Source organism: Janthinobacterium sp. GW822-FHT07A03 (assembly GCF_058798815.1).
On the sequence record NZ_JBXAKW010000003.1, the window covers coordinates 277,928 to 303,113 of the forward strand.

Here is a 25,186-nt window from a genome sequence, read left to right on the forward strand (position 1 = left end):
CCAGACGAGAATCATTCGCAAGAAGATTTTCCCCGCTGAAATGGCGCATAATTTCACACTATGTTGAACCAGCGGGCAGCAGCACCAGCCATCTGCCCTGCTAATTTTTGAATGAATTGACACCATGACCGAGATCACGTCCCTGAGAGACATCCCGCAAAAAAATATCTTCCGCAAGGGCGACACCTTTGTGCTGTTCGGCGAGCTGTTCGGCCGCGGCTATGTGAATGGCTTGCTGGACGAAGCGCGCAAGGCGGGCATGAATATCGTCGGCATGACGGTCGGCCGCCGCGATGAAAACATGGCGCTGCGCCCCCTGAACGCGGAAGAGCTGGCGGAAGCCGAAGCCAACCTGGGTGGCCGCATCATCAATGTGCCGCTGATGGCCGGTTTCGACCTCGACGCGCCCGCCGGCGAACCGACGCCGACGGCCCTGCTGGCCGACATGACCCTGAAAAGCTGGCAGGAAGACAAGCTGGACTGGGCGCAGATCGAACGCTGCCGCGAAGCCGGCATCGCCCGCTTCAGCACGTCCGTGGCCAAAGCCATGGCCGAACTGGACAGCCTGATTCCTGACGGCAGCAATGTGTATTTCGCCCACACCATGGCGGGCGGCATTCCAAAGGTCAAGGTCTTCCTGGCGATCGCCAACCGCATCTACAAAGGCCGTGGCGAGCGCTTCATGTCTTCGCGCGCCCTGCTCGACAGCGACCTGGGCAAGTTGATCCTGATGAACTTTGACGAAGTCACGGCCAACACCCTGCAGCACCTGATCGACGGCAGCGCCGCCATCCGCGCCCGCATCGAGCAAACGGGCGGCCAGGTGCGCTACAGCGCCTACGGCTACCACGGTACCGAGATCTTGATCGACGGCAAATACCAGTGGCAAACCTACAGCAACTACACGCAAGGCCTGGCCAAGATGCGCCTGGAAAACGTGGCCAAGGCCGCGTGGGAAAAAGGCATCAAGGCGACCGTCTTCAATTGCCCGGAAATCCGCACGAATTCATCCGACATTTTCGTCGGCGTGGAACTGTCGCTGTTCCCCCTGCTCGACGCGCTGAAAAAAGAAGGCGGCGCTGCCTGGGCCGAAGAGCAATGGGAAACCTGCCAGGGCTTGCTGGAAGACGGCGTGTCGCTGCAAGACTTGCTCGACCGTATCGCCGCCTACAACGGCGACGCCACCAGCGTGCAGTTCCGCAACTTCGCTGCCTGGCCGATGGACAACACGCCGGAGCTGGCCGAAGTCATGATCGGTACCTCGGACGACATCACCAAGCTGCACAAGGACCGCAAGGAACTGATCACCGACCACCTGAGCTCGCTGGTGCTGGAAGGCACGGGCCCGCTGATGTTCCACGCCATGTCGGAGCCGCAAGCGCCCGTCGTCTGGCTCAACCACGACATCATCGCGCGCCAGCTGAACTCGGTTCACAACTGAGCTTGAAACTGAACTTGATGTAGCAACACACCACCGACGGCCCGGCTCATCCCCGGGCCGTCGGCGTTTCTGCGCGTGCCTTATGCGCGCACGATGGACACGCCGCCGTCGGCCAGCAGCGCCGTGCCGGTGGTGAAGCTCGATGCATCGGAGGCCAGGTACAGCGCCGAGCGGGCGATCTCGTCCGGCGTAGCCAGACGTTTCAAGGCATGCAAGCCCGCCACGAAGGCCAGCGCTTCGGGCGTATTCGCCACTGCCCGCCCCATGGGCGTATCGGTGCCGCCCGGCAGCAGGGCATTCACGCGCACGCCCGCCGCGCCATACTCGGCCGCCAGGGCCTTGGTCAAGCCGATCACGCCCGCCTTGCTGGCCGCATACGCGGCCATGCCGGCCATGCCCAGCGTATGCCCGACAAAGGTCGAGGTAAAAATCAGCGAACCGCCGCCGCGCGCCGCCATGGCGGGCAGCTGATATTTTGCCGCCAGGAAGGCACTGGTGAGATTGGTATCGACCGCCGCCCGCCAGTCGTCCAGGGCAAGCTCGGGCGTGGGTCCCATGGGCCCCAGGGTGCCCGCATTATTGAAGGCGATATCGAGGCCGCCAAAGCGTTGCAGCGCCAGCGCCACGGCCCCTTGCGCGCACGCCGCGTCGGCCACATCGCCGGCGCAGGCCACGGCTTGCGCGCCGCCGTCCGCCAGCTGCGCCACCAGCGCCTCGAGCTCCTTCTGCCGCCGCGCCACCAGCACCAGCCGCGCGCCATGGCGGGCAAACAGCCGCGCCGCCGCATGGCCGATGCCCGAGCTGGCACCCGTGATGATGGCGACCTTATTTTCCAGTTGCAACATTTGATTTCCTTTCAAGTGATTGAAAGGAAAAAGATAGGCCGGCAAGCCCGGTGCGGCACTCCGCTTCTTGCGCTGGAATCGCCGCCGTCAACGATTCTGCATGCTTGTGCAAAACACACGCCAAGCATAAAACTTGCCAGATTGTGACAAATCAGTGATAATGCGTCTCGCGTTGCCGGGATGGCGGAATAGGTAGACGCACGGGACTCAAAATCCCGCGCTGGAAACAGCGTGCCGGTTCGATTCCGGCTCCCGGCACCACAGAACACTTTAGTTGTACCTGATCAAACCCGCCCATCGCCAGATGCTGCGGGTTTTTTTATTGGCTGCCCGTCGCTTTACAAATCGCATACATTATTGAATTTAGCGATATGACCCAGTACTTCTTTCTAGAGCGCGGAGCCCCCCCCCCCCCCCGACGGGAAATGGCGATGGCGCAAGCCAACCTCGATGAAGTGTTGGGTGAGCACCTCGACCTCATCGAGCACTAACTGACACATGCAGTCATCGATCCCAACTGGCGGGCCTGCAACCGCACTGGGCCCCTACCGGCCAGAAAGCAAATGATGCAGTGCTGCGAAAATTACTCGAATGAGATACGGAATGGAGTTCCGAGAAAGCCGAGAAATTTGCAGGAATCAAATCCATGATAAAAGAAACTAAAGGGACACGAATTAGCCTCTTGGGCAGTTACTCTCCACTAGAAGTGACGCACGCATCGCTCTGACTCTGTCGCTAGTTATTGCTATGCTGAATCACTGCCTCATTGAACGTACCTCCCTGAAGATCGCATTGCGCCCTTAGCCAGAACGATGAGCTTCCGTGAGTATCAAATAATCCAGTCATCGTCACAATCTCTGAATCACTGAAACTACCTGATGCTTGATTCCAGTTGCGAAGCGTGCCATAGGATGTGTTTCCCGGTGGAGAAATCTTTCTTTGGACATCAACCCGACATAGCTCAAGCAGCTCAGCCTTCTTGAGAGGTCTTGCTAGCTCAACTTGACTAATGACACACTGGCGGGTCCTTTGGATTTCGTCCACAACATCCTTGCGCCCAGTGTCAGACTTCAAATCCGTTTGCTTTAACAGAATACCAATCTGCGTATCCACTGCTTCAGACACCTCGCTACCAAATGAGACAGAGCCTTTTTTGTTTGCGAAATCCACGGCAGCCTTGTATACGTCGGCAGACTTGGTATCAATACCAAGTCCACAAAGCTTCAGCGCTCTGTTTATCGGATCATCAGAAGAAACACGCTGCCCAGCACAGCCGCCGAGAATCGTTCCGAGAAGAAGCAAGACAAGTATTTTACGCATAGACATCCCTTAAAAACTGAATCAAATATTTCCTTGAGGAATAACGAATTTCCATGTGGACTGGTTGACATGATTGATATACAGCAAGAAAAACCTTTCTTTCGGCTTACCTCGAATGCCGTGCGCATAAGCGTGAGGGTTCTGCTACTGCGTAAATTTCTTTACCGTTATGGATCACGCGAATGCCTATGTTATTGCTCGTGATGATCCTCCTGAACCTTGATCCGCTCGTGCGGTGTCCACGCAGATCAACGTTCCTCGCGATAGTAGTCGCAGCCTTCAAACGTGGTGCGCAGCGCCTGTTGCAGCTGGGCGTAGCGCTCAGGGGTCAGGTTGAAACGCACGTCGATCTGGCCGTCGTCATCCATCTGCATGGCCGCCTCGGCATCCATCTGCACGGACAGGCGGTTCGGATGCAGGATCACGGCGTGCATGTGGCCATACCAGGCAAATTCCTGGCCGCAATATTCAATATACGGTTCGTCCATGCCCATGGCCACGTCCTGCTCGTCGTATTCATCGGCGCGCTGCAGCATCAGGTAGACGGGCTCGCCTTTGCCGGCTGGCGCGGCCAGGGTGGTGATCAGGGCGTCGTCTTCATTGATGACGGACAACTCGGTGGCGGTAAATCCTGCGGACATGGCGTGCTTTCAACAAATGATTGGATGACGCCACCATAGCGCAAAAGCGCCGCGGACGACATAGCGCGCGGCGAATAAAGCGTGCCGCCCCCGGCCGCGCTCGCCGCCTATAATGGCCATTCCATCCATATTGCACAGGAGACCGTCTTGACCGCAGCATCGCCCTACACCACCCGCCTGGCCATTCCCTCCATCGCCACCTACCAGCAGCTGCGCGTCGCCGCCGGCCTGAGTGCGAAAAGCACGGCGGCGGCGGCCAAGGGCTTGCCGAATTCCCTGTTTGCCGTGCAAGTGCTGCATGGCGACGAGGTCGTCGGCATGGGCAGGGTCATCGGCGATGGCGGCTGCTTCTTCCAGGTCACCGATATCGCCGTGCTGCCGGCCCACCAAGGCAAGGGCCTGGGCAAGCTGATCATGCGCGAGATCATGCGCTTCATCGAGACGGGCGTGCCGGAAAGCGCGTACGTCAGCCTGATCGCCGATGGCCAGGCGCAAGACCTGTATGTGCAATTCGGTTTCCAGCACACGGCGCCCGCCTCGGTCGGCATGGCGCTGAAGCGCTAGGCGCCCGATGCCTGCCTGGCTGCTATGCAGCATGGCGCTGGCGCTGCTGTTGAGCGCTGCCGCCTGGCGCGCCGAGCGCGCGCGGCAGCGGCGCGGGCGCACGACACGCTGGCTGTGGCTGGCGGCCATCGCCGCGTCCGTCACCTTGCCCCTGGCATGGCTGCCCGGCGTACTGGCGGCCATGCCGGCGGAGCAGGCACAGCTGAAACTGGGCTGGTTTGTCTTATCGAGCGGCATGCTCTTGCTGCTGGCGCTGCGCAGCGTCTGGCTGCTGTCGCACCAGCGGCGCTGGCAGAAAACATCGTTGCTGGGCACGCCCGTGTACTTGAGCGGCGGCATCGGCCCCTGCGTGGCGGGACTGCTGCGGCCGCGCATCGTGATGCCCGTCTGGCTGCAACTGATTCCTCCGCAGCAACAGGCGCTGCTGCTGGCGCACGCACAATGCCGGCTGGCCGCGCGCGACCCGCAGTTGCTGGCCCTGGCCTACACATTGATGATTATCATGCCGTGGAATGTGCCCCTGTGGTGGCAGCTGCACCGGCTGCGCTTTGCCATCGAGGTCGATTGCGATGCGCGCATGCTGGCGCACGGCCACGCGCTGCGCGACTATGCCGCCGTCCTGCGCCGGCACGGCCAGTATTATTCGGGCTTGACGGGCGCCTCGCCCATCGTGCTGAACGATCCGCTGGCATTGCGCCGGCGACGGCGGATCATGGCCAGATTTACCCGGGACCGGGCGGCGAACTTGCTATAGTAGCGGCAACGCCGCGCGGCACGCCCGCGCCCCTGGCTCCCCCCTTAGAAATCAGAGAGATACCATGCTTTACCTGCTTGCCATCGTGATCGTCATCGCCCTGCTGTACTACGTCTTCAGCGGCCGCACGCCCGTCAAACCGCTGCACAAGCCGCTCCTCTCCGTGCGCCAGTACGTGCCGGCGATCCCTGCGGGCGCACCCGCGCACCACTGGAGCGACGAGGGGCGCTTTGCATCGGAAGTGGAAAACGAAGCGATGTACCAGCCCGCCATCGCCAAGCTGGCTGGCGAGCACGGCCCCGGCAACGCGGAAGAAAAATGCCTGGCCCTGCTCGTCTGCGACGATGCCAACCCGTTCCAGGACAAGGCCATCGCCGTCTTCATCGATAGCCTGCTGGTGGGCTACCTGTCGCACAACGACGCCCTGCGCCTGCGCCGCAACCTGGGCCGCCAGGACCTGGTGGGCCAGCTGACCTCGTGCGACGCCGTCATCCGCGGCGGCGGCCTGTGGAACGGCAAGCGCCTGTCGTATGCCGTGTGGCTGGACTTGCAGCCGTACAATTAATGACCGCTATAGCGCGCGCGCCAGCCTGACGGCCCGCGTGGCAATAAAGCTGGGCAGGAATTTTTCAATTTCAAAGCGCGGGTGGGGATGCATTTCCTCGTGGTAACCCGCCAGCACGAAGCCCGCCGCCAGCTGGCCGCCAATCTGGCTGTCCAGGCCGTGGCCGAAGACCAGCGCCTCGCCCTTTTCCATGCGCGCCGCCAGCGCATCGGCATCCATATCCTCCACATCCGAATACGGCAGCACGAAACGGGGGCGTATCAAGCCCTGCTGTGCCCATTGCGGATCGCGGTCGCCGATGAACACGGCCGGGTTGAAGAAACTGCTCAGCAGCACGCCGCCATCGGCCAGCACGCGCGCGCATTCGCGCCACACGGGGGCGATATCGGGCACGTACTGGTTCGACACGGGGTGGATGATGACATCGAAGCTGGCGTCGGCAAAGCGGGCCAGGTCGCGCATGTCGCCCTGGACGGTGGCCAGTTGCAAGCCGTCGCGTTCGGCCACCATGCGGTCTTGCGCCAGTTGCTGTTCAGACAGGTCGAAGACGGTGACGTGCGCGCCGGCGGCAGCCAGCACGGGCGCCTGCTGCCCGCCGGCACCGGCCAGGCACAGGATGCGCTTGCCGCGCACCTCGTCCAGCCAGCCGGCCGGAAAGGGACCTGGTGTCAGATGGATTTGCCACTGCCCGGCACGGGCCGCGGCGATGGTGGCGCTGTCGACGGGCTGCGACCACGGGCTGTTCCGTGCAGCCTGGGCATCCCAGGCTTGCTGATTGTGCCGCAAGAAGTTGTTACCTAAAGGCATCCTCATCCTTTCAGAAAAAAACAGGACACGAATGTAGCATGACTCCAGGCAAGGCGCCGCACTGCGCGTGCTGGCCGAAAAAGAATACGAGAAGGCATGGAAGCCCGAGAAGTGAACTCCCGCCACGGCCAGCGTTGTTGCGTCACACAAGGAAGTGCCGGACAGATGGCGCCGGCGCCGATGCAGACCACTGGAAGGGCAAGGAGTTCGATGCCATTATCGCCTGCAGGGGGCCAGGCATTTTGATGCACATCAAATAGATCGACATTTCCTGGCTTTGGCCTTGCGAAAGGTCATGGCTCGTATTTTTTTGACCCACGTCAAGTTCCGCATAAGAAAACTGCCCGCCGGCACGGCAATGCTGGACTTGCCCGTGTTGCCGTTCTAGCCTTGTTGCCATCCTGACTAGCGAATGACACCATGGCTTACAAATCCATCCTCGTCCACGCCGACCTGTCGCGCCATGCGCCGCAGCGCATCGCCATCGCGGCACGGCTGGCGCACGCGTACCAGGCGCACCTGATCGGCGCCGCCATGACGGGCGTGTCGCGCTTTACCCTGGAAAACAACCGCGGCATGCGCGGCGGCGCCGTGGCGGCGCAGATCAATGCCCTGCACGGGCAGGCGGAACAGGCGCTGGCCCAGTTTGAAACGCTGGCGCGCCAGGCCGGCGCCGTCTCGCTCGAGCGGCGCCTGATCGAAGACGATGAAGATGGCGGCATGGCCGTCAGCGCCCGCTACAGCGACTTGACCGTGCTCAGCCAGCACGACGACAGCGAAGCGCTGCCCGGCGCCATGAGCGACCTGGTGCCCTACGTCATGCTGAACGCGGCCCGGCCCGTGCTGATCGTGCCGCGCAGCGGTCAATTCATGGAACTGAACCACACGGTGGTGGTGGCCTGGGATGGCAGCATGGAAGCGACGCGCGCCATCGGCCACGCCCTGCCCCTGTTGCGCGCGGCGCGCCTGGTGGTGCTGGCCCTGCTGCATCCGCCCGCCGGCCACGCGCAGCCGGCCCGCCATCCGGGCGCCGACATCGCCGCCTACCTGAGCCGCCATGGCGTGCCCGTCGAGGTGCGGCCCGCCATCACCACGGGCGACATCGGCGCAGCGCTGCTGGCCATGGCCGCCGAAGTGCATGCGAACCTGCTCGTGATGGGCGGCTACGGCCACGCGCGCTTCCGCGAAATCCTGCTGGGCGGCGTGACGGAAACCGTGCTGCGCCAGATGACCTTGCCCGTGCTGATGGCGCACTGAGGTCCCGCGCGCCACGTTTTGTTGCACAATGGCTATACTTGCCTGATTTTTCATATCAAGGCAATGTAGATGAAGCAACAACTGATCAATTGGGGCAGCGCCCTGGCGCCGTTCGGCAGCGACCTGCTGTGGACCGTCCTGCCGTGGATGCTGCTGTATGGCGTGATCGGCTTTGTGCTGGCGCTCGGCATCTGCCACCAGCTGGCCAGAAAATGCCTGCTGGTGCGCCGTCCGCCCGCCTGGCACGTGGCGGCCAAGCTCAGCTATGTGTTGATCCTGCTCGCGCTGCCGCTCCTCGGCGGCGGGCTTGGCGCCGTGCACAGCGTGCACCGCGTGGTCAACCAGGCCCTCGAGCGCGACCTGCAGCCGGTGGTCGAAGCGCAGATGCCGGCGCTGCGCGTCTACCTGGAACAGCAGGCCAGGCTGATCGCCCCGGGCCAGCCGGTCAGCATGCGCAGCCTGCTCGAGCCCTTCGTGCAAGACCTGTATTACCGGCCCACCTCGGACGGTTACTGGGAACGCAGCAAGGCGCGCTGGATCAATGAATTCATCCTGCGCCGCGGCAGCGTGCTGCTGACGCAGGTGCTGCAGGAACAGCTGATCGCCAGGGTCGGCCTGCTGGGCGAAGCGCTCAAGGGCGCCAACTTCCGTGGCCAGGCGACGGGCGAGCTGGCCAGCCTGGGCACCGACCTGGCCGTGCGGCTGACCACCGATGTGGCGCGCCAGGCCGACTTCAGCAAACTCGATAAATCCGTGCCGATGATCTTCATCGACGCCATCAAACGCCAGGCCGGCGCGTATTTCAATTCGCTCAAGATCACGCTGGGCCTGTTCGCGCTGCTAACGCTGCTGCTGGTGTGGGGCGAGATCATGCTGTACCGCCACTATTACCTGCGCCGCCAGCCGGCCGCCACGGCCCTGCCCGTGCCACCGACGTAAAAAAAGCCGCCCCTCCTTGCGGACGGGGCGGCTTTTCATGCGCGGCTAACGCTTAGACTTTACGCTGGGCAACTGCGTCGACCACGCACAGGGCCGTCATGTTGACGATGCGGCGCACGGTGGCCGATGGCGTCAGGATGTGCACGGGCTTGGCGCAGCCGAGCAGGATCGGGCCCACGGCGATGCCGTTGCCGGCGGCCGTCTTCACCAGGTTGTAGGCGATGTTGGCCGATTCGATGTTCGGCATGACGAGCAGGTTGGCGTCGTTCTTCAGTGCCGAATTCGGCATGAGTTTTTGACGCAGCTTGCTGTCGAGGGCCGTATCGCCGTGCATTTCGCCGTCGATTTCCAGGTCCGGCGCGCGTTCCTTGATGATGGCCAGCGCGGCGCGCATCTTTTGCGCCGAGGCGCTGTCGCTGGAACCGAAGTTCGAGTGCGACAGCAGGGCCGCGCGCGGCGACAGGCCGAAACGAGTCATCTCTTCGGCGGCCATGATGGTGATCTCGGCCAATTGCTCGGCGTCCGGGTTTTCATTGACGTGCGTGTCGACCATCACCAGCTGGCGTTCAGGCATGATCAGCACGTTCATGGCGGCGTAGACATTGCTGCCGGCGCGCTTGCCCAGCACCTGGTCGATGTATTTCAGGTGCAGCTGGGTGGTGCCGAAGGTGCCGCAGATCATGCCGTCGGCATCGCCCTTGTGGATCATCATCGAACCGATCAGGGTGTGGCGGCGGCGCATTTCCAGTTTAGCGTATTCCTCGGTGACGCCCTTGCGGCTGGTCATGGCGTAGTACGTATTCCAGTAATCGCGATAGCGCTCGTCGAAGTCCGGGTTGATGACGTCGAAATCGACGCCTTGCTTGAGGCGCAGGCCGAACTTCTGGATGCGCGCTTCGAGCACGGGCGGACGGCCCACCAGGATGGGACGCGCCAGTTTTTCATCGACCACCACTTGCACGGCGCGCAGCACGCGCTCTTCTTCGCCTTCGGCGTAGACGATGCGCTTCAGTTCGGCAGGCGTGGATTTGGCCATCAGGAACAGCGGCTTCATGAAGGTGCCGCTGCGGTAGACGAATTGCTGCAGGCTGTCCGCGTACGCCTGCAAGTCCTTGATCGGACGCGTGGCGACGCCCGAATCCTCGGCTGCCTTGGCGACGGCCGGCGCAATCTTGATCAAGAGGCGGGGATCGAACGGCATCGGAATCAGGTATTCAGGGCCGAACGACAGGTTGCTGATGCCGTAGGTGGTGGCGACGATGTCCGACTGCTCGGCATGCGCCAGGTCGGCGATCGCGTGCACGACGGCGATTTCCATCTCGCGCGTGATGGTGGTTGCGCCGCAATCGAGGGCGCCGCGGAAGATGTAGGGGAAGCACAGCACGTTGTTGACCTGGTTCGGATAGTCCGAACGGCCCGTGGCGATGATGGCGTCGCTGCGCACGGCCTTGACTTCTTCCGGCAGGATTTCCGGATTCGGGTTGGCCAGCGCCAAAATCAATGGATTGGGCGCCATCTTGCGCACCATGTCCTGCTTCAGCACGCCGCCGGCGGAAACGCCGAGGAAGATGTCGGCGTCCGGGATGATCTCGGCCAGGGTACGCAGCGGCGTGTCTTGCGCGAAGCGTTCCTTGTCCGGGTCCATCAGTTCCGTGCGGCCCTTGTAGACCACGCCGGCCAGATCGGTGACGTAGATGTTTTTCAGGGGAAAGCCCAGGTCGACGATCAGGTCCAGGCAGGCCAGCGCCGCGGCGCCCGCGCCCGAGACGACCAGCTTGCAGTCCTCGATCTGCTTGCCGACGGCTTTCAGGCCGTTCAGGATGGCCGCGCCGACGATGATGGCGGTGCCGTGCTGGTCGTCATGGAAGACGGGAATCTTCATGCGGTCGCGCAGCTGGCGCTCGATGTAGAAGCACTCGGGCGCCTTGATGTCTTCCAGGTTCACGCCGCCGAAGGTCGGTTCCAGCGACGCGATGATGTCGACCAGTTTATCCGGGTCCGATTCGTTGATTTCGATGTCGAAGACGTCGATGCCGGCGAATTTCTTGAACAGCACGCCCTTGCCTTCCATCACCGGCTTGGCGGCCAGCGGGCCGATATTGCCCAGTCCCAGCACGGCCGTGCCGTTCGTGATGACGGCCACCAGGTTGCCGCGCGCCGTATATTTATAGGCATTGGCCGGATCGATGACGATTTCTTCACAGGGAGCGGCCACGCCTGGCGAGTAGGCCAGCGCCAGGTCGCGCTGGTTGGTCAGTTGTTTGGTCGGCGTCACGCTGATTTTGCCGGGGCGCGGGCACTCGTGATACTCGAGTGCGGCCAAGCGCAATTGTTGACGCAATTCTTCTTTTTTATCAGATGACGAATCCATGCTGTGCTGCCTTCCTGTTTGGTCGATCGGGTGTTCCGGATTTTATCAGACCGATTCTTTCAATTAGCTAGGTATTTTCCGCTAGCCACAGTCTGATATCACGAAAACGCATAACCTAGCATTGTAAGGCCGTCCGGCGGCACAAACGTCCTCAGCAGGAAAAACTATCAAATTTTAGATTTCAATTAGTTTTCATGATGATGCATCAGGGGCACGCCATAGCGGCAGCGCGGCGACGGCGCGCTCGATATCGTCCATCTCGTCGTCGCCCAGGCTGGTGTCGAATGGCGCGGACAGGATGCGGCGCATCAGCGCCAGGCGCGTCGTCGCCTGCTGTGCGTCGATGAAGCACGTCGTCTCCGCGCAATACTGCGCGCGGCGCAGCACATCGGCGCCGTCATCGTCGCCGTCGGGATAAAAATGGCGGCCGATATTATTGAGCGATATCAACAAAAATTCGATCTCGCGCAAGATACGCAGCGCATCCTCGCCGGACAGCACGATGCGGCGGTTGGCGGGCAGCAGGGATGGCGGCGCGGCCCGCTTATTCGAAATTGTCATCGATCAGGAAGCCGTAGTCCTCATCGATCAGCATCTGCAGATACGCATCGAAACTGTCGGCGATGACCTGGTAGTTGTCGGGGTCGTGCAGGAAGCGCACGACCTGCCCCACCTTGCCCGATGCCGTGGGCGTGAAATCGACATACAGCCGCGAGGAGCCGCCATTGTTCATGCAATGCGAAAAACACAGGCGCTGGCCCTGCTGGATGCCCGCGTCGATGCGGGTATCGACGATGCCGGGGTCGTCTTCCAGGTAATGGCCGTAGATATCGGCGATGCTGCGCTGGTTCGCCTGCCGGTCTTCCAGGATATGTTCGACGGAGCTCAGGTAATACGGATATTCGAACACGTCCGAGCCCAGCATGTACACCAGCACCATGCCGCCCGCATATTTCTGGTAATAGGTGCCGTTGTAGCGGCCCAGCAGGCGCAGCAGGCTGTCCGGGCACAGCGGATACGCCTGGCGCAAGCTGTCCAGTTGCGCCGCGCTGGCGCCGCTGGCCAGCGCCAGCTCCGCCAGCGGCTCGGGCGGCATGGCCTGGCGCAAGCCGGCTAAATAGTGGTCGACGATGTTCATGACCGAAATATATCAGCTGGCCGATCCGCCATGCGCACGCTAGCGCGCACCGGCCAGCCGCGCCCCCGGCGCGAAGCGCACGGCGATCAGCAGCAACAGCACCACGCCGCCCGCCATCACCATCCACGCCTGCGCCAGGCTGGACGAATGCTGGCGGATCAGCCCGGCGATGAAAGGCATGCTGCTGGCGATGATGTAGCCGCCGCCCTGCACGAAACCGAGCAAGGCGCCGGCGCCGGCAGGGTCACGCACGTGATCCATGCTGACGATCAGCGACAGGGGAAACAGGGCGCCGATGCCGCAACCGAGCAATATTACGGCGGGAATGGCCAGTTGCGCGGGCGCCACGATCAGGCAAGCCAGGCCGGCCAGCACGGCCAACAGTACCGACAGCAGCAGGATGCGGCGGTCGGGGAAGCGGTGGATGACGCTGGAAATCACCAGCCCCGCCAGCACTTCCACCAGGGTCAGGCCACCGAGCAGCAAGCCGCTGTCGGCCGCGCTCCAGCCCAGTTCCGTGTAAAACGGCGGCAGCCAGGCCAGCACCAGCGTGTACGCCCCCGTGCCGATGCCAAAGAACACCATCAGCAGCCAGGCGCGGCCACTGGCCACGGGCAGGCTGGCGCCCGCGCCGCCGGACACGTCCACGCGCGAGGTGGCGGCGCGGCGCCACAGCAGCGCGGCGGCCACGGCGGGCAGCGCCCACAGGGCCAGCAGCGCGTTCCAGCCCCAGCTTTGCGCCAAGGGTGAGGCGGACGCGGCCGCAATGGCCGCGCCGCCCATGATGCCCGTCGTATAAAAACCCATCAGCTGGCCCGCCCGTTCGGGGAAATGGCGCTTGATGAAGGCCGGCAGCAAGGCTTGCACCAGCGCGATGCCCAGGCCGCCCAGGGCCGCCGTGGCGATCAGGCCGCCGCTGCCGTGCAAGGGCCAGCGCAGCGCGCAGGCGGCAGCGATGATGGCGATGCCGATGCCGATGCCGCGCGCCACGCCCAGCCGGCGCTGCAGCTGCGCGCCCGCCAGCGCGCACACGCCCATGGCGAACACGGGCACAGTGGTCAGCAAGCCCGCGTCGGCATTGCTGAGGCCCGTGCTGGCCTGGATGCTGTCGAGCAAGGGGCCGATGGCGGCCAGGATGGGGCGCAGGTTCAGGCCCAGCAGGATGATGGCGGCCACCAGCAGGGCGGACGAGGGCAGCGGGGAAGATACGGGGCGTTCAACAGGCATGGCAGAGTAGTCCTTGCCTCGCAGGGAGGCACATGGTTTAATGCGTGACATAATCACTTAATGAAAAGTATCTTAGCATAAAGATAGAAATCTATCTTGACGTCGAGATAAATACATACACCATGACAGATACCCCGCAAGAACACACGCGCGCGCAATTTGCGGCAAAACAATGGCAGCGCGAGCTGCCGCAGATGGATACCGCCGCCATGCAGCTGGTGGGCCAGCTGGGCACGGTGGCGCAGCTGATGGCGCGCGACTGGCTCAATCCTCTGTTTGCCGAACACGGTTTGCAGCCGGGCGAATTCGACGTGCTGGCGACCTTGCGCCGCTCGGGCGCGCCCTACAGCCTGACGCCGACGGCCCTGTACGAGGCGGCCATGCTGTCCTCGGGCGGCATGACCAACCGCATCGACCGGCTGGAAGCGGCCGGCCTGATCGAACGGCAGAAGCACCCGACGGACCGGCGCGGCGTGCTGGTGGCCCTCACGCCCCAAGGGCTGGCCCTGATCGAACGGCTGGTGCTGCTGCACGTGGAGAACGAGCGCGCCATGCTGTCGCCGTTGAACGCGGACGAGCAGCGCCAGCTCGACCAGTTGCTGGCCAAGCTGCTGCACGGCATGGCGCAGGCGAAGAAAGTCTAGGAAAGCAGCTGCGCCAGCTCGCGCAACGCCGCACTGCCGCGCCGGGCCAGGCGCTGCAGGTCGGCAGGATCGCGGCTGTCGTACAGGGCCTGGACATGCCCCACGCTGGCGGCGCGCAAGTCGATATCGCTGTCACGGTCCGCAAGCTCGGCGTCGGCCACGTGGCCCTCGACCAGGGTCAGATAGTAATGGCGGGGCTTGCCGCGCAAATTGGCGGCAAACTGCAGCACCAGGCCGCTGTCGAACAGCAGGGCGCCGCTGCGGCCGCCCTGCTCCAGCAGCACGCGAAACGCCGGCAGGGGCTGCCGCGCGGCGCGCAGGAAACCGGCCAGGTGCACCTGGTAACCAAGGTCCAGGCCATTCGCGCCCAGCTGGCCGCGCTGCAGATACGCCTTGAACGACGCCTGCACGGGCCGCTTGCCCCTGCGAAACATACGCTCATCCTCGTACAGGCACAGCTGACCGCCGTCGCTGATGGCGTCGAAGCCGCGCGCCGCCAGCTCCTGCGCCTCGAAGGTGTTCAAGCCGACGGCTTGCGGGTCGCGCAGCCAGCCGTGGTCGAGCCAGGATTGCAGTAAGACGTGAATATCGGAAAGGGGCATGGCAAGTTGCTCGGCAGTGACAAAGGCCTGTATTGTAGGCCAGCCTATAATAGCCGGGCCACACCATCATTCAACGAACAGACCACGCCATGGCCCCACACGACGCGCTTTCCGAATTCGACCTGATCAAACACTATTTCGTGCGCCAGCGCCCCGGCCGCGCCACCCTGGGCATCGGCGACGATTGCGCGCTGATGACGCCAGCGGCCGGCAAGCAGATCGCCATCTCGTCGGACATGCTGGTCGAGGACCGGCACTTCTTTGCCGGCGCCGACGCCCGCATGCTCGGCCACAAAAGCCTGGCCGTGAACCTGTCCGACCTGGCCGCCATGGGCGCGCGCCCCGTGGCATTCACGTTGGCCCTGGCCCTGCCGCAAGCGGAACGCGCCTGGCTGGCCGGCTTTGCCGAAGGCCTGTTCGCGCTGGCCGACGCCTTTGATTGCGAACTGATCGGCGGCGACACCACCAAAGGCCCCCTGAATATCTGCATCACCGTGTTCGGCGAACTGGCGCCGGGCCAGGCCCTGCGCCGCAGCGCGGCCGTGGCGGGCGACGATATCTGGGTCAGCGGCACCCTGGGCGACGCGCGCCTGGCGCTGGCCGGCTACCGCATGGAACAGGAACTGTCCCCCGCCGACCTGCTGACGGCCGCCGTGCACATGCACACGCCGACGCCGCGCGTGGCGCTCGGCTGCGCGCTGGCCGAAGCGGGCCTGGCGCATGCGGCCATCGACATCTCGGACGGCCTGGCGGGCGACCTGGGACACATCTTGAAAGCGTCGCAAGTGGGCGCCACCCTGGACGTCGACGCCCTGCCGGCCGGGCCCGTGCTGGCGCGGCAGGAAACAGGACTGCGCCGCCGCTACACGGCCGCCGGCGGCGACGACTATGAACTGTGCTTCACGGCGCCCGCATCGTCGCGCGAGGCCATCGCCGCGCTGGCGGTCAGCTGCGGCACGCCCGCCACGCGCGTGGGCCGCATCGAGGCGCAAGCAGGCTTGCGGCTGGTGGACGCGCAGGGACAGCCGCTCGATCTGCAGTTATCGTCATTCGACCACTTCAGCGACTGAGCTAGCGCACCGCCACGCGCGCCAATCCCGGCTGGTTCACCATCCAGTAGTGCTGGAAAGCCAGGCGGATATTGTCGCGCAGCTGGGTGTCATCCCACGGTTTCGTATAAAAACGATAGATGGCGCCCCGGTTGATCGAGTCGAGCACCGCTTCCAGGCCCGTGTAGCCGGACAGGATGATGCGGATGGTTTCCGGGTACAGCTCCTTGACCTTGCTCAAGAACTCGGTGCCGCTCATGCTGGGCATGCGCTGGTCGCAGACGATGACATGGACCCTGTGCAGGGCCAGCATCTCGAATCCTTCGGCCGGCGTGCTGGCCGTGAGAATCTGGTAGCCCTCGGGGCGGAACAACCGGTGCAGCGACGACAGCACGTTGACGTCGTCGTCGACGATGAGCAGGGTTTGCGCCGGCTGGGCGGCCGGGTCGTGGCCGGGCGGCAGGCCGGCGCCGGCGGCGATCATCTGCCCCAGTTCCAGCGCCGGCAGGGCGCGGCTGAAATAGAAGCCCTGGATTTCATCGCAGCGGTTGCGCCGCAGGTATTCGAGCTGCGGGCGCGATTCCACGCCCTCGGCCACCACGCTCAGTTTCAGGCTGTGCGCCATGCTGACGATGGCCAGTGCGATGGCCGCGTCGTTCGGGTTGCTGGTGATATTGCGCACGAAGGCGATGTCGATTTTCAGCTTGTCGATGGGGAAGCGCTGCAGATACGCCAGGCTCGAGTAGCCGGTGCCGAAATCGTCGATGGCCACCTTCACGCCGATCTTCTTCAATTTGCCCAGCACGACGATGGTGCGCTCGGCGTTCGACATCAGCGCCGTTTCCGTCAATTCCAGCTCCAGCAATTCCGGCGCCACCCCGTGCTGCGCCAGCGCGCGCGTCACTTCGCCTTCCAGGTCGCCTTCGGCAAACTGGCGGCTCGACACGTTCACGGCCACGTGCACGGGTCCCACCTCGCTGTCGCGCCATTCGGCGATCTGGCGGCAGGCAGCCTGGATCACCCAGGCGCCCACGCGCACGATCAGGCCCGTGTCTTCCAGCACGGGCACGAATTCGGCCGGCGCCACCAGGCCGTAGCCGGGACGGCGCCAGCGCAGCAGCGCTTCCACGCCGCTGATGCGGCCCGTGCGCAAGTCCACCTTCGGCTGGTAGTACAGGATGAACTGCTCGTGTTCCAGTGCATGGCGCAGCGCCAGTTCCAGGTCCAGGCGCGCCAGCACCTGCACGTTCATGCCGGCCGTGAAAAAGCGGTAGCCGTCGCGGCCGGCCTGCTTGGCGCCGCCCATGGCCGTATTCGCGTATTTGATCAGGGTTTCCGGGTCGGTGGCGTCGTCCGGATACATGGCGATGCCGATGCTGGCCGTCAGGGTGGCCGCGTGGCCGCGCAAGTCGAACGGCGCCCTCAAGGCTTCGCGCACCTGGTTGGCCACGGCCACGGCTTCCTGCTGGTTGCGGCTCATGGTGAGTATCAGCGCGAATTCGTCGTTGCCCAGGCGCCCCACCGTGTCGCGCAGGCGCACGCATTCGACCAGGCGGTTGCTGAACTGGCGCAGCAGTTCGTCGCCCAGCGCCGCGCCCAGGGTGTCGTTGATGCTTTTGAAGCGGTCCAGCGCGATGAACAGCACCACGATGCGCCAGCTTTTTTCCTGCGCCAGTTCGACGGCCTGGGCCAGCGTCTGGTAAAACAGGCTGCGGTTCGGCAGTCCCGTCAAGCCGTCGTAATGGGCCAGGTGCTTCAGGCGCTCCTGCGCCTGGCGCCGCTCGCTGATGTCGCGCGCCACGGCGATCAGCAGCAGGCCGCCCGCGCCCTGCCCACCGCCCGCCACGGGCGCCTGCGCATACCAGTGCCAGCCCAGTTCCACGGGTACCAGGCTCAGGTCGCGCCGCACCAGCTCGCATTCCGTCACTTCCGTGGCCAGGTGGGCCGGGCCGCCCGGCAGCGCGGCCAGGGGCGGCGCCGGCGGCGAAGGCAGCAGGGTGCCGGGCGACAGCGCCAGCAGTTCTGCGCGGGCATAGCCGAGCAGGCGGCACGCGCCGTCGTTGACGTCGACCAGGGTCATGCCCAGCACGTCGACGAGGAAGATGGCGTCGGTGGTGGCGTCCATGGCGCCGCGAAAGCGCTGCAGTTCGGCCGTGCGCTGGCCCACCGTGCGTTCGAGCAAGGTGTTGTAGTGGCGCGCGGCGCGGTGCAGCAGCCGCACTTCGAGCATGTTGCGGATGCGCGTGAGCACTTCGAGCGCGTCGAACGGCTTGCTGATGAAGTCGCGCGCGCCCGCTTCCAGTGCCGCCAGCTTGGCGTCCGGGTCGGCGGCGATCACCAGCACGGGCAGGTAGCCTTCCAGTTCCAGCGGGCGCAAGGTATCCATCACCTCATAGCCGCTCATGCCGGGCATCACCAGGTCGAGGATGATCAGGTCGAACTGGTGGCGCTGGTGCAGACCGGCCACGGCGCGCGCGTCGAGGGTGCTGGTGACGGCCGTGTAGCCGCCGCTGTGCAGCAAATGCTCGAGCAGGCGCAAATTGACGTCCTGGTCGTCGACGATGAGGATTTTCGCCGCATAGATATCGGCCTGGCTGATCATGGCGCGCCTGTTCCCTTCTGCCGGCGCTGCTGCGCCACATAGGCCAGGGTGCTGTTGATCGCCTCGGTAAATTCATCGAGGTTGATCGGCTTGGTCAGATAGCGGTAAAAGCCCAGCGCCATGCTGCGCTCGACGTCGCCCGGCATGGCGTTGGCCGTCAGGGCGATGACGGGAATGTGCGCCGTGCGCGGGTCGGCGCGCAGCAGCTTCAGCGCGTCCGTGCCATTCACGTGCGGCAGGTTGATATCCATCAAGATCAGCTGCGGCAGGTGCGTGCGCGCCATTTCCACGCCCAGACGGCCATCCGTGGCCGTCAGCAGCTGCAATTGCGGGCAGTAGCGGACGATTTCCTCGACCAGGGTCAGGTTGGCGGGATTGTCTTCCACGTACAGCAAGGTCACGGGAGCGCTGTGATCGAGCAGCGCGCCGGCCAGGTCCGGCCGAGGCAAGGCCAGCAGGTCGGGGGCGGGCAAGGCGTCGACCACGCGCAGCTCGATCCAGAACGTGCTGCCCTCGCCGGGCGCGCTGGAAACGCCGATGCTGCCATCCATCAGCTCCACCAGGCGCTTGGTGACCACCAGGCCGATGCCGCTGCCTTCTTCCGTGCCGCCCTCCTGCCCCAGCCGGTTGAAGGGCTGGAACAGCAGCGCCACCTGTTCGCCGTCGAGGCCTATGCCCGTGTCGCGCACGCTGATGCGTACCCGGCCGGCCGCCTGCGGCGCGCAATCGATGGTCACCCGCCCCTGCTCGCGGTTGTACTTGAGCGCATTCGACAGCAGGTTCAACAAAATCTGCTTGAGGCGCGTGCGGTCGGCCAGCACGTTCAGGGGGCAGGCGTCGGGGAAGGTCATGCCGATGCCGCGCTGGCTGGCCAGCGGCGCGATCATGTCGCGGCATTCCTGCAGGATGGCGTCCAGGGCCACCGGTTCGAGCGACAGGCTGACCGTGCCCGACTCCACCTTGGCCAGGTCGAGGATTTCATTGATCAATGTCAACAAATGGCGTCCCGATTTCAGGATATGCCCGGCGAACTCCTTCTTTTGCTCCAGGGTCGAGGGCAGGCGGTCGGAACTGAGGATTTGCGCGAAGCCCAGGATGGCGTTCAGGGGCGTGCGCAATTCATGGCTCATCGACGACAGGAAGGCCGATTTGGCATAGTTGGCGCTGCGCGCCTCTTCCATCGCCATGGCCAGTTCGCCGTTCGTCATTTCCAGCTGCATCGTGCGCTCGTGCACGCGCACTTCCAGTTCCTGGTTCAGGCGCATGACTTCCTGCTGCGCCTGGGTGCGCTGCTCGCCCTCGCGCGCCAATTCGCCGTTCGAGCGCTCCAGCGCCTGCGTGCGCAGCTCGATCTCGGCCAGCATCTTGTTGAAGGAATCGACCAGCTGCGCCACTTCGTCGACGCTGAGCTTGCGTGCGCGGCGCGAGTAGTCGCCCGTCTCGATCACTTCGCGCGCCACGTCGGCGATATCGAGGATGGGCTGCGTGATGACGAAATCGAGGCGGCGCAGCAGCAGCAAGGCCACCAGCAGCGCCAGCACCGTCACGCCCAGCGCGATGGCCAGGTAATCGGCCGTGCGGCCGGCCAGCTCGTAATCGGCGCGCAGATACACGGTGCCCAGCAGTTCGCCATTGTCGACGATGGGCTTGAACAGCTCCACCGAGTTGCCCTGGATGGTTTCGCCTTCCTTGCCCACCTTCGCCGGCAGCTCGCCCACGTGCTCGTTCGCGCGGTAACTGGCGAACAGGCTGCCGTCGGCCTTGTACAGGGCGCCGGCCGTCACGCGCGGGCGGATGCGCATCAGGTTGAGGTTTTCCAGCGCCAGGCGTTCGTCGTCGAAGGCCAGCGCGGCCGAACTCATGTGCCCCAGCAGTTCGGCCTGGGTACTGATGTCGGCCACCAGGTTGCGGTGGTAGGCGCGCAAGTCGTAGGCGACGATGGTGCCCAGCGAAATGACGAGCGCCACCAGGGTGGTCAGCAAGACCACCGACATCAGTTTGTGGCGGATGGAACGCAGTCGTATCATCTAGGCGCCTCCCGTCTGCACGCGATAGGCGGCCAGCAGCATGCGCGCGCTGATGCGGATATGCGCCTGCGCCACGGGTTTCAGGGCCACGTCGAAGCGCACCTTGTCTTCAGCCATCACAAAATTGATCATGCTGCCCATCGCGTAGACCTCATCCGAATCGGACACCGTCAGCAACGCCAGGCTACGGCTGGCGGCCAGCATCTCCTGCAGCGCCGTTTTATCCAGCGCGCCCAGGTACAGCACGTGCAGCCCGGCCAGCGCTTCGCCACGGCGCACTTTTTTCACCTGCACGGCGCGGCCGTTGACGCTGTGCCCGGCCACGCTCAGTTCGAGCTGCTCGGCCAGCGCGTCGGCGCCCGCCACGCCGATCACCAGCGGAGAGTCGGACCGGGCAAAGCTGCCGTCAGGCCACTCGACATAGCCGGCAAACTTGTACAGATACGCGGCCTTGACCTGGCGCTCCAGGTCGCCCGGCACCTGCGCCCGCGCCTCGGCGCACAGCGCGCCCAGGAGCAGCAATAGCCAGCCCCAGCGAAGGGAGCGATGGCCGCCGCGCACGGGGCGGCGCAGGGGGCCAGGATGACGCCACCAGGTCCAGTTCAGAATTGCCATGACAACCGAGTAAAGATAATGCATACGAAGGCGCGGCACCATGCCGCTTGCCTGTTCGAGCGATGCGCACCAGGGTAGCGCAGCGACAGAGCGCCTGCCGGCCCGAAGTGGTAGCAAATGTATAAAAGAGTGTACGCATTTTCGCTGTTACCGGGGAAAGTTTCTTTTACCGTGGGCCATGCTACAGTCTTGCCACCATTTTCACCGCACACAGGAGCCATCCATGAGCAAGGAACTCGTCCCCCTCTCCACCGCCGTCGGCCTGGCCTTGCAGGCAAAAGGCCTGCTGCTGGCCACGGCCGAATCGTGCACGGGCGGCGGCGTGGCGCAGGCCGTCACCGATATCTCAGGCTCGAGCGCCTGGTTCGAGCGGGGCTTCGTCACCTATTCCAACGGCGCCAAGAGCGGCATGCTGGGCGTGCCCGCCGGGCTGATCGCCGCCCACGGCGCCGTCAGCGAGGAAGTGGCCGCCGCCATGGCGCAAGGCACCCTGGCCCACAGCGAGGCCCAGGTGGCCGTCTCGACCACGGGCATCGCCGGCCCCACGGGCGGCGTACCGGGCAAGCCCGTCGGCACCGTCTGCTTCGGCTGGGCCATGGACGGGCGCGTGCAGACGCAGCGGCTGGTGTTTGCCGGCGACCGCCAGGCCGTGCGCGAGCAGGCGGTGGCGCACGCCCTGCGCGAGCTGCTGCGCTTTATTCAGTAGCGTCGGCGATGCAGGCCCGGTCGCGTCCTGCCTGCTTGGCCGCGTACAGGGCGCTGTCGGCGCGCATCAGCAATTCGTGGCGGCCGGCGCCGTGGCGCGGATATTCGGCGATGCCGGCGGAAAAGGTGCAGCCGGACAGGCTGTGCGGCGCCTGCTGGATCAGCAACTGGCGGTAGCGCGCGGCGATATCGTCGATCTTGTGCGCGGCGATGACGCTGTCGGCCTCGCGCAACAGCAGGCAGAATTCCTCGCCGCCATAGCGGCACACCATGTCGGTGCCGCGCAGCTGGCCTTCCACCAGGCGGGCGAACTGGATCAGCACTTCGTCGCCAAAATTGTGCCCGTAGGTGTCGTTGACGCGCTTGAAGAAATCCAGGTCGATGATGGCGATGGCCACGGGCGCATCCGCAGCGGCTTCGTGCAGGATGGCATTCAAACAGGTTTCAAAATGGCGGCGGTTGTACAGGCCCGTCAGGTGGTCGCGCATGGCCTGCTCCTTCAGGCTGTCCTGCAGCGAATTGACATGCAGGATCTGGTGCGCCAGTTCGCGGTTCAGGTGTTCGAGCTTGACGTTTTCCGATTCGCGCGCCGCCTGCAGCTCCAGCGCCTTGTCGCGCTCGGCCTTCAGGCTGTGCATTTCCTTTTCCAGGTTGCGCATCAGGCTGCGCGAGGCGCGCGCCGACTTGCTGCTGGCCTCGTACGCGGCCTGGTATTGCTGCAAAAAGCCGTACGCGGCTTGCCATTGGCCCAGCTGGGCATTGATATCGGACAAACCGCGCAGGATCTGCTGCTGATGAAACGGATTGCGCGTCCAGCTCAGCAGGCTGTGCGCCTGCGTCAGCGAGGCCAGCGCCTGCGCCGTCTGGCCCGCGTGCAAGTCCAGCTTGCCGCGCACCAGCCACGCGTGCATCTGCTCTTCCAGGTCCTGGCCGCGGCGCGCATACTCTTCGGCCCGCAACAGCAATTGCAAGGCGCTGTCGGGCCGCTGCAGCAGGATGGCGGCGTGGGCGGCAATGCAGAACAGGAAGGCGCGCACGGCCAGGTCTTCTTCCGGCCACTCGTAAAACGGTTCCACCAGCGCCAGCGCCTCGGCCGGCTTGCCGGTGGCTAATAAACACATGGCCAGGTTGGCCGAAACGATGGTTTGCTGGTATTTGAGCTTTTGCGTGCCGATGATCTCCAGCGCCTCGACCAGCAGGGGAATGGCGTCTTCATCGTTGCCCAGGTCATGCTGCGACGACGCCAGGTTCGACAGGCTGTTGACCCGGTGCGCGGGGCTGCCGAAACGCTCGGCGATGTCGAGCGCCAGCAGGAAGTTGCGCGGGCCGTCCTGCGTATCGCCACGGTTCAGGGCATCGACGCCCAGGCGCGCGTACAGCATGAACTTGTGCAGGGAATCGGGTATCTGCGCGGCCTGGCTGCGTGCCTGCAGGAAATGCTGCTCGGCATCGGCAAAGTCGCCGCGCCGGCTCGCATACGCGCCCTGCAGGGCCGCCACTTCCATGCCCCCTTCCAGGTCGTCGCTGTGCTGGAAATACGCGCGCAGGCGCTCGCACGATGGTTCCGTTTCGCCCGCATAATAGGACAGCCAGCAATGATTGAGTTCCGCATACGCGCCGCCGCGCGCATACTGTTGCCGTTGCGCCGCCGCCAGCGCCATCTGCGCCAGCCGGCGCGCCTGGCGGCGGTTGCCGACCAGGCAAGACAGGGCTTGCTGATTCAAACGGTCAATGTCGGCTTTATCGAGACTGGAGATCGGCACTGCGTCCTCGTTCACACTCTGGGGTGCATTTTCCACACAAAACTTGCTCTGTATCAATGGTATCCTGATTAACATCATAACCAGATTCGCTCCCGCGCATGGCATCTTTGCAAAGGATTGTGGTAAAAATGCCAGTCGTGGCCTGGCCGGGCGCCAGCGCCGCTGTCACGGATCTTTGATTGTCACTGACGCAACAACTTGGAGTAGTCGCAATGCAAAACACGGTACATTTCATCCTGCAGGGCAAGGGCGGCATCGGCAAGACCCTCGTCTCGACCCTGCTGGCCCAGTGGATAGGCGGCAAGGACGACACGCCTTTGCGCTGTTATGACACCGACCAGGAAAACGCCACCTTTTCGCGCTACAAGGCGATGAACGTCAAGCATGTGCCCGTGATGACGGATGCGCGCAACATCGACCCGAAACGCTTCGACGCGCTGATGATCGACATCCTCGACACGGACGGCAACTGCGTGGTCGACAATGGCGCGAACACGTTTTCGCCGCTGATGGGCTACCTGCTGGAAAACGACTGTTTCTCTCTGCTGGAAGAATCGGGCCGCAAGGTGTACATCCACACCATCGTCGGCGGCGGCGACACCCTGCACGACACGGCCACGGGTTTTGTCGCCACGGCCCAAGCGACGAAGGTGCCGCTGGTGCTGTGGCAAAACGAACACTTCGGCCTGCTGCAATCGGCGTCCGGCAAGCAGTTCGTCGAATCGCAATCGTATGCCGACAACCGCGCGCGCGTGAAAGGCAGCATCACCTTGAGCCAGCGCAACCCCGACACCTTCGGCGCCGACGTCAAGAAAATGAACACGGCGCGCCTGACGATGCAGGAAGTGTTGCAGAACGACAAGTTCAACATCATGGAAAAGCAGCGCATCAAGGTCGTCTACCGCGACATCTTCGAACAGCTCGACAAGGTGCAGTGGTAGATGGACCCGCACAAACTGCGCAGCCACGTGTTCGACAAGACGGGCATCAAGGTCGACGTCGACGACCCGATATTCGCCCTGGTGGCCTTGAACGAAGCGGTGCTGGCGGACACCGTCGAGCGCCAGCTGGCCCTGCTGGACGCCGCCACCCTGGCGCTGGCGGCGCAGGCGCGCGCCACGGGCGGCTTGCCGCCCGAACCGGCCGCAGCCATGCCGCAGCCCATGCAGCAAGCGCCCGGGCCTGCCCCCCTTTTTACGCCGCGCGAATGGCGTTTGCTGGGCGCGGCGGCCATCGTCTCGCTCGCCTGCGCGCTGCTGGTGCTGGGCGGCGCAGCCCTGCTGTATAAACTGTAGCACCGACCGTAGCAC

Annotated in this window: 24 protein-coding genes and 1 tRNA gene; 12 read left to right on the forward strand and 13 right to left on the reverse strand. The window is 64.2% G+C overall.

The genetic code is table 11. The features are described from left to right. Positions 1 to 124: 124 nt before the first annotated feature. Positions 125 to 1,441, forward strand: coding sequence for an enoyl ACP reductase FabMG family protein (locus AC1RJW_RS10830; protein ID WP_493044916.1), 1,317 nt, complete (start codon positions 125 to 127; stop codon positions 1,439 to 1,441). Between the two features lie 80 nt (positions 1,442 to 1,521). Here the strand turns inward: AC1RJW_RS10830 and AC1RJW_RS10835 are convergent, their stop codons facing one another. Next, entirely contained in the window at positions 1,522 to 2,286 is a 765-nt protein-coding gene (locus tag AC1RJW_RS10835; RefSeq protein WP_493044918.1) for an SDR family oxidoreductase, read from the reverse strand. A 174-nt stretch (positions 2,287 to 2,460) separates the two neighbouring features. Here AC1RJW_RS10835 and AC1RJW_RS10840 point away from each other — a divergent pair. Continuing rightward, positions 2,461 to 2,547, forward strand: a tRNA-Leu gene (locus AC1RJW_RS10840). Positions 2,548 to 3,021: 474 nt separating this feature from the next. Here the strand turns inward: AC1RJW_RS10840 and AC1RJW_RS10845 are convergent. Both AC1RJW_RS10845 and AC1RJW_RS10850 read right to left on the reverse strand, forming a co-directional pair. Then, complete coding sequence (locus AC1RJW_RS10845) at positions 3,022 to 3,606, reverse strand: hypothetical protein (RefSeq protein WP_493044919.1); 585 nt, start codon at positions 3,604 to 3,606, stop codon at positions 3,022 to 3,024. A 248-nt stretch (positions 3,607 to 3,854) separates the two neighbouring features. Next, positions 3,855 to 4,247 (reverse strand): Imm10 family immunity protein, encoded by a 393-nt coding sequence (locus AC1RJW_RS10850; protein WP_052140012.1) that lies wholly within the window; start codon positions 4,245 to 4,247, stop codon positions 3,855 to 3,857. 147 nt (positions 4,248 to 4,394) lie between these two features. Between AC1RJW_RS10850 and AC1RJW_RS10855 the strand changes: the two genes are divergently transcribed. From AC1RJW_RS10855 to AC1RJW_RS10865, 3 genes are all read left to right on the forward strand, one after another. Next, positions 4,395 to 4,811 (forward strand): GNAT family N-acetyltransferase, encoded by a 417-nt coding sequence (locus AC1RJW_RS10855; protein WP_493044920.1) that lies wholly within the window; start codon positions 4,395 to 4,397, stop codon positions 4,809 to 4,811. 7 nt (positions 4,812 to 4,818) lie between these two features. Then, a complete protein-coding gene (locus AC1RJW_RS10860; RefSeq protein WP_493044921.1) occupies positions 4,819 to 5,565 on the forward strand; it encodes a M56 family metallopeptidase in 747 nt (248 codons plus the stop codon). Between the two features lie 64 nt (positions 5,566 to 5,629). Beyond that, complete coding sequence (locus AC1RJW_RS10865) at positions 5,630 to 6,130, forward strand: hypothetical protein (protein ID WP_493044922.1); 501 nt, start codon at positions 5,630 to 5,632, stop codon at positions 6,128 to 6,130. A 6-nt stretch (positions 6,131 to 6,136) separates the two neighbouring features. Here AC1RJW_RS10865 and AC1RJW_RS10870 read toward each other — a convergent pair whose 3' ends face one another. Then, entirely contained in the window at positions 6,137 to 6,937 is an 801-nt protein-coding gene (locus AC1RJW_RS10870) for a class I SAM-dependent methyltransferase (RefSeq protein WP_493044923.1), read from the reverse strand. Between the two features lie 420 nt (positions 6,938 to 7,357). Here AC1RJW_RS10870 and AC1RJW_RS10875 point away from each other — a divergent pair, with 420 nt between their 5' ends. Both AC1RJW_RS10875 and AC1RJW_RS10880 read left to right on the forward strand, forming a co-directional pair. Then, positions 7,358 to 8,194 carry a universal stress protein gene (locus tag AC1RJW_RS10875; protein ID WP_493044924.1) on the forward strand — a complete coding sequence of 279 codons (837 nt, stop codon included), beginning with the start codon at positions 7,358 to 7,360 and terminating at the stop codon, positions 8,192 to 8,194. Positions 8,195 to 8,263: 69 nt separating this feature from the next. Then, positions 8,264 to 9,133, forward strand: coding sequence for a hypothetical protein (locus AC1RJW_RS10880; RefSeq protein ID WP_493044925.1), 870 nt, complete (start codon positions 8,264 to 8,266; stop codon positions 9,131 to 9,133). Between the two features lie 52 nt (positions 9,134 to 9,185). Here AC1RJW_RS10880 and AC1RJW_RS10885 read toward each other — a convergent pair whose 3' ends face one another. The 4 genes from AC1RJW_RS10885 to AC1RJW_RS10900 form a co-directional block, all read right to left on the reverse strand. Continuing rightward, positions 9,186 to 11,504: an NADP-dependent malic enzyme gene (locus AC1RJW_RS10885; protein ID WP_493044926.1), complete on the reverse strand. Its 2,319-nt coding sequence runs from the start codon at positions 11,502 to 11,504 to the stop codon at positions 9,186 to 9,188. Between the two features lie 192 nt (positions 11,505 to 11,696). Beyond that, a complete protein-coding gene (locus tag AC1RJW_RS10890; RefSeq protein WP_493044927.1) occupies positions 11,697 to 12,065 on the reverse strand; it encodes a hypothetical protein in 369 nt (122 codons plus the stop codon). Next, positions 12,049 to 12,642: an SMI1/KNR4 family protein gene (locus AC1RJW_RS10895; protein WP_493044928.1), complete on the reverse strand. Its 594-nt coding sequence runs from the start codon at positions 12,640 to 12,642 to the stop codon at positions 12,049 to 12,051. Before AC1RJW_RS10895 ends, AC1RJW_RS10890 begins: the two co-directional genes overlap by 17 nt. 39 nt (positions 12,643 to 12,681) lie before the next feature. Next, the gene (locus tag AC1RJW_RS10900; RefSeq protein WP_493044929.1) at positions 12,682 to 13,869 is read right to left on the reverse strand and encodes an MFS transporter; all 1,188 of its coding nucleotides are present in this window, start codon (positions 13,867 to 13,869) and stop codon (positions 12,682 to 12,684) included. Between the two features lie 122 nt (positions 13,870 to 13,991). Here AC1RJW_RS10900 and AC1RJW_RS10905 point away from each other — a divergent pair, with 122 nt between their 5' ends. Continuing rightward, complete coding sequence (locus AC1RJW_RS10905; protein ID WP_493044930.1) at positions 13,992 to 14,513, forward strand: MarR family winged helix-turn-helix transcriptional regulator; 522 nt, start codon at positions 13,992 to 13,994, stop codon at positions 14,511 to 14,513. Here the strand turns inward: AC1RJW_RS10905 and AC1RJW_RS10910 are convergent. Beyond that, positions 14,510 to 15,115, reverse strand: coding sequence for a hypothetical protein (locus AC1RJW_RS10910; protein WP_493044931.1), 606 nt, complete (start codon positions 15,113 to 15,115; stop codon positions 14,510 to 14,512). The genes AC1RJW_RS10905 and AC1RJW_RS10910 overlap by 4 nt on opposite strands. A gap of 89 nt (positions 15,116 to 15,204) precedes the next feature. Between AC1RJW_RS10910 and thiL the strand changes: the two genes are divergently transcribed. Beyond that, positions 15,205 to 16,185, forward strand: a complete 981-nt coding sequence (gene thiL, locus AC1RJW_RS10915) for a thiamine-phosphate kinase (protein ID WP_493044932.1) — start codon at positions 15,205 to 15,207, stop codon at positions 16,183 to 16,185. Between the two features lies 1 nt (position 16,186). On the opposite strand, the gene AC1RJW_RS10920 is transcribed toward thiL, so the two are convergent. The 3 genes from AC1RJW_RS10920 to AC1RJW_RS10930 are packed head-to-tail and all read right to left on the reverse strand — an operon-like array spanning position 16,187 to position 21,408. Then, the gene (locus tag AC1RJW_RS10920) at positions 16,187 to 18,766 is read right to left on the reverse strand and encodes an EAL domain-containing protein (protein ID WP_493044933.1); all 2,580 of its coding nucleotides are present in this window, start codon (positions 18,764 to 18,766) and stop codon (positions 16,187 to 16,189) included. Beyond that, positions 18,763 to 20,793: a sensor histidine kinase, YfiR-like protein-associated gene (locus tag AC1RJW_RS10925; RefSeq protein ID WP_493044934.1), complete on the reverse strand. Its 2,031-nt coding sequence runs from the start codon at positions 20,791 to 20,793 to the stop codon at positions 18,763 to 18,765. The genes AC1RJW_RS10920 and AC1RJW_RS10925 overlap by 4 nt, the downstream gene beginning before the upstream one ends. Continuing rightward, positions 20,794 to 21,408 carry a TOL_0243 family YfiR-like periplasmic protein gene (locus tag AC1RJW_RS10930; protein ID WP_493044935.1) on the reverse strand — a complete coding sequence of 205 codons (615 nt, stop codon included), beginning with the start codon at positions 21,406 to 21,408 and terminating at the stop codon, positions 20,794 to 20,796. A gap of 223 nt (positions 21,409 to 21,631) precedes the next feature. Between AC1RJW_RS10930 and AC1RJW_RS10935 the strand changes: the two genes are divergently transcribed. After that, a complete protein-coding gene (locus AC1RJW_RS10935) occupies positions 21,632 to 22,114 on the forward strand; it encodes a CinA family protein (RefSeq protein ID WP_493044936.1) in 483 nt (160 codons plus the stop codon). Here AC1RJW_RS10935 and AC1RJW_RS10940 read toward each other — a convergent pair. After that, entirely contained in the window at positions 22,104 to 23,876 is a 1,773-nt protein-coding gene (locus AC1RJW_RS10940; protein WP_493044937.1) for a GGDEF domain-containing protein, read from the reverse strand. The two genes, AC1RJW_RS10935 and AC1RJW_RS10940, sit on opposite strands and share 11 nt — an antisense overlap. A gap of 212 nt (positions 23,877 to 24,088) precedes the next feature. Between AC1RJW_RS10940 and AC1RJW_RS10945 the strand changes: the two genes are divergently transcribed. Beyond that, a complete protein-coding gene (locus tag AC1RJW_RS10945; protein WP_101482913.1) occupies positions 24,089 to 24,817 on the forward strand; it encodes a P-loop NTPase family protein in 729 nt (242 codons plus the stop codon). Continuing rightward, positions 24,818 to 25,171, forward strand: coding sequence for a hypothetical protein (locus tag AC1RJW_RS10950; protein ID WP_493044938.1), 354 nt, complete (start codon positions 24,818 to 24,820; stop codon positions 25,169 to 25,171). Positions 25,172 to 25,186 lie beyond the last annotated feature (15 nt).

Bases quoted from the DNA above. Each gene is read 5' to 3' on its own strand.
- AC1RJW_RS10920 (WP_493044933.1), bottom strand. From the start codon at position 18,766: ATGATCAGCCAGGCCGATATCTATGCGGCGAAAATCCTCATCGTCGAC.
- AC1RJW_RS10850 (WP_052140012.1), bottom strand. From the start codon at position 4,247: ATGTCCGCAGGATTTACCGCCACCGAGTTGTCCGTCATCAATGAAGAC.
- AC1RJW_RS10835 (WP_493044918.1), bottom strand. From the start codon at position 2,286: ATGTTGCAACTGGAAAATAAGGTCGCCATCATCACGGGTGCCAGCTCG.
- AC1RJW_RS10935 (WP_493044936.1), top strand. From the start codon at position 21,632: ATGAGCAAGGAACTCGTCCCCCTCTCCACCGCCGTCGGCCTGGCCTTG.
- AC1RJW_RS10875 (WP_493044924.1), top strand. From the start codon at position 7,358: ATGGCTTACAAATCCATCCTCGTCCACGCCGACCTGTCGCGCCATGCG.
- AC1RJW_RS10945 (WP_101482913.1), top strand. From the start codon at position 24,089: ATGCAAAACACGGTACATTTCATCCTGCAGGGCAAGGGCGGCATCGGC.
- AC1RJW_RS10900 (WP_493044929.1), bottom strand. From the start codon at position 13,869: ATGCCTGTTGAACGCCCCGTATCTTCCCCGCTGCCCTCGTCCGCCCTG.
- AC1RJW_RS10845 (WP_493044919.1), bottom strand. From the start codon at position 3,606: ATGCGTAAAATACTTGTCTTGCTTCTTCTCGGAACGATTCTCGGCGGC.
- AC1RJW_RS10950 (WP_493044938.1), top strand. From the start codon at position 24,818: ATGGACCCGCACAAACTGCGCAGCCACGTGTTCGACAAGACGGGCATC.
- AC1RJW_RS10830 (WP_493044916.1), top strand. From the start codon at position 125: ATGACCGAGATCACGTCCCTGAGAGACATCCCGCAAAAAAATATCTTC.
- AC1RJW_RS10885 (WP_493044926.1), bottom strand. From the start codon at position 11,504: ATGGATTCGTCATCTGATAAAAAAGAAGAATTGCGTCAACAATTGCGC.
- AC1RJW_RS10930 (WP_493044935.1), bottom strand. From the start codon at position 21,408: ATGGCAATTCTGAACTGGACCTGGTGGCGTCATCCTGGCCCCCTGCGC.
- AC1RJW_RS10905 (WP_493044930.1), top strand. From the start codon at position 13,992: ATGACAGATACCCCGCAAGAACACACGCGCGCGCAATTTGCGGCAAAA.
- AC1RJW_RS10865 (WP_493044922.1), top strand. From the start codon at position 5,630: ATGCTTTACCTGCTTGCCATCGTGATCGTCATCGCCCTGCTGTACTAC.
- AC1RJW_RS10890 (WP_493044927.1), bottom strand. From the start codon at position 12,065: ATGACAATTTCGAATAAGCGGGCCGCGCCGCCATCCCTGCTGCCCGCC.
- AC1RJW_RS10860 (WP_493044921.1), top strand. From the start codon at position 4,819: ATGCCTGCCTGGCTGCTATGCAGCATGGCGCTGGCGCTGCTGTTGAGC.
- AC1RJW_RS10910 (WP_493044931.1), bottom strand. From the start codon at position 15,115: ATGCCCCTTTCCGATATTCACGTCTTACTGCAATCCTGGCTCGACCAC.
- AC1RJW_RS10870 (WP_493044923.1), bottom strand. From the start codon at position 6,937: ATGCCTTTAGGTAACAACTTCTTGCGGCACAATCAGCAAGCCTGGGAT.
- thiL (WP_493044932.1), top strand. From the start codon at position 15,205: ATGGCCCCACACGACGCGCTTTCCGAATTCGACCTGATCAAACACTAT.
- AC1RJW_RS10925 (WP_493044934.1), bottom strand. From the start codon at position 20,793: ATGATACGACTGCGTTCCATCCGCCACAAACTGATGTCGGTGGTCTTG.
- AC1RJW_RS10880 (WP_493044925.1), top strand. From the start codon at position 8,264: ATGAAGCAACAACTGATCAATTGGGGCAGCGCCCTGGCGCCGTTCGGC.
- AC1RJW_RS10895 (WP_493044928.1), bottom strand. From the start codon at position 12,642: ATGAACATCGTCGACCACTATTTAGCCGGCTTGCGCCAGGCCATGCCG.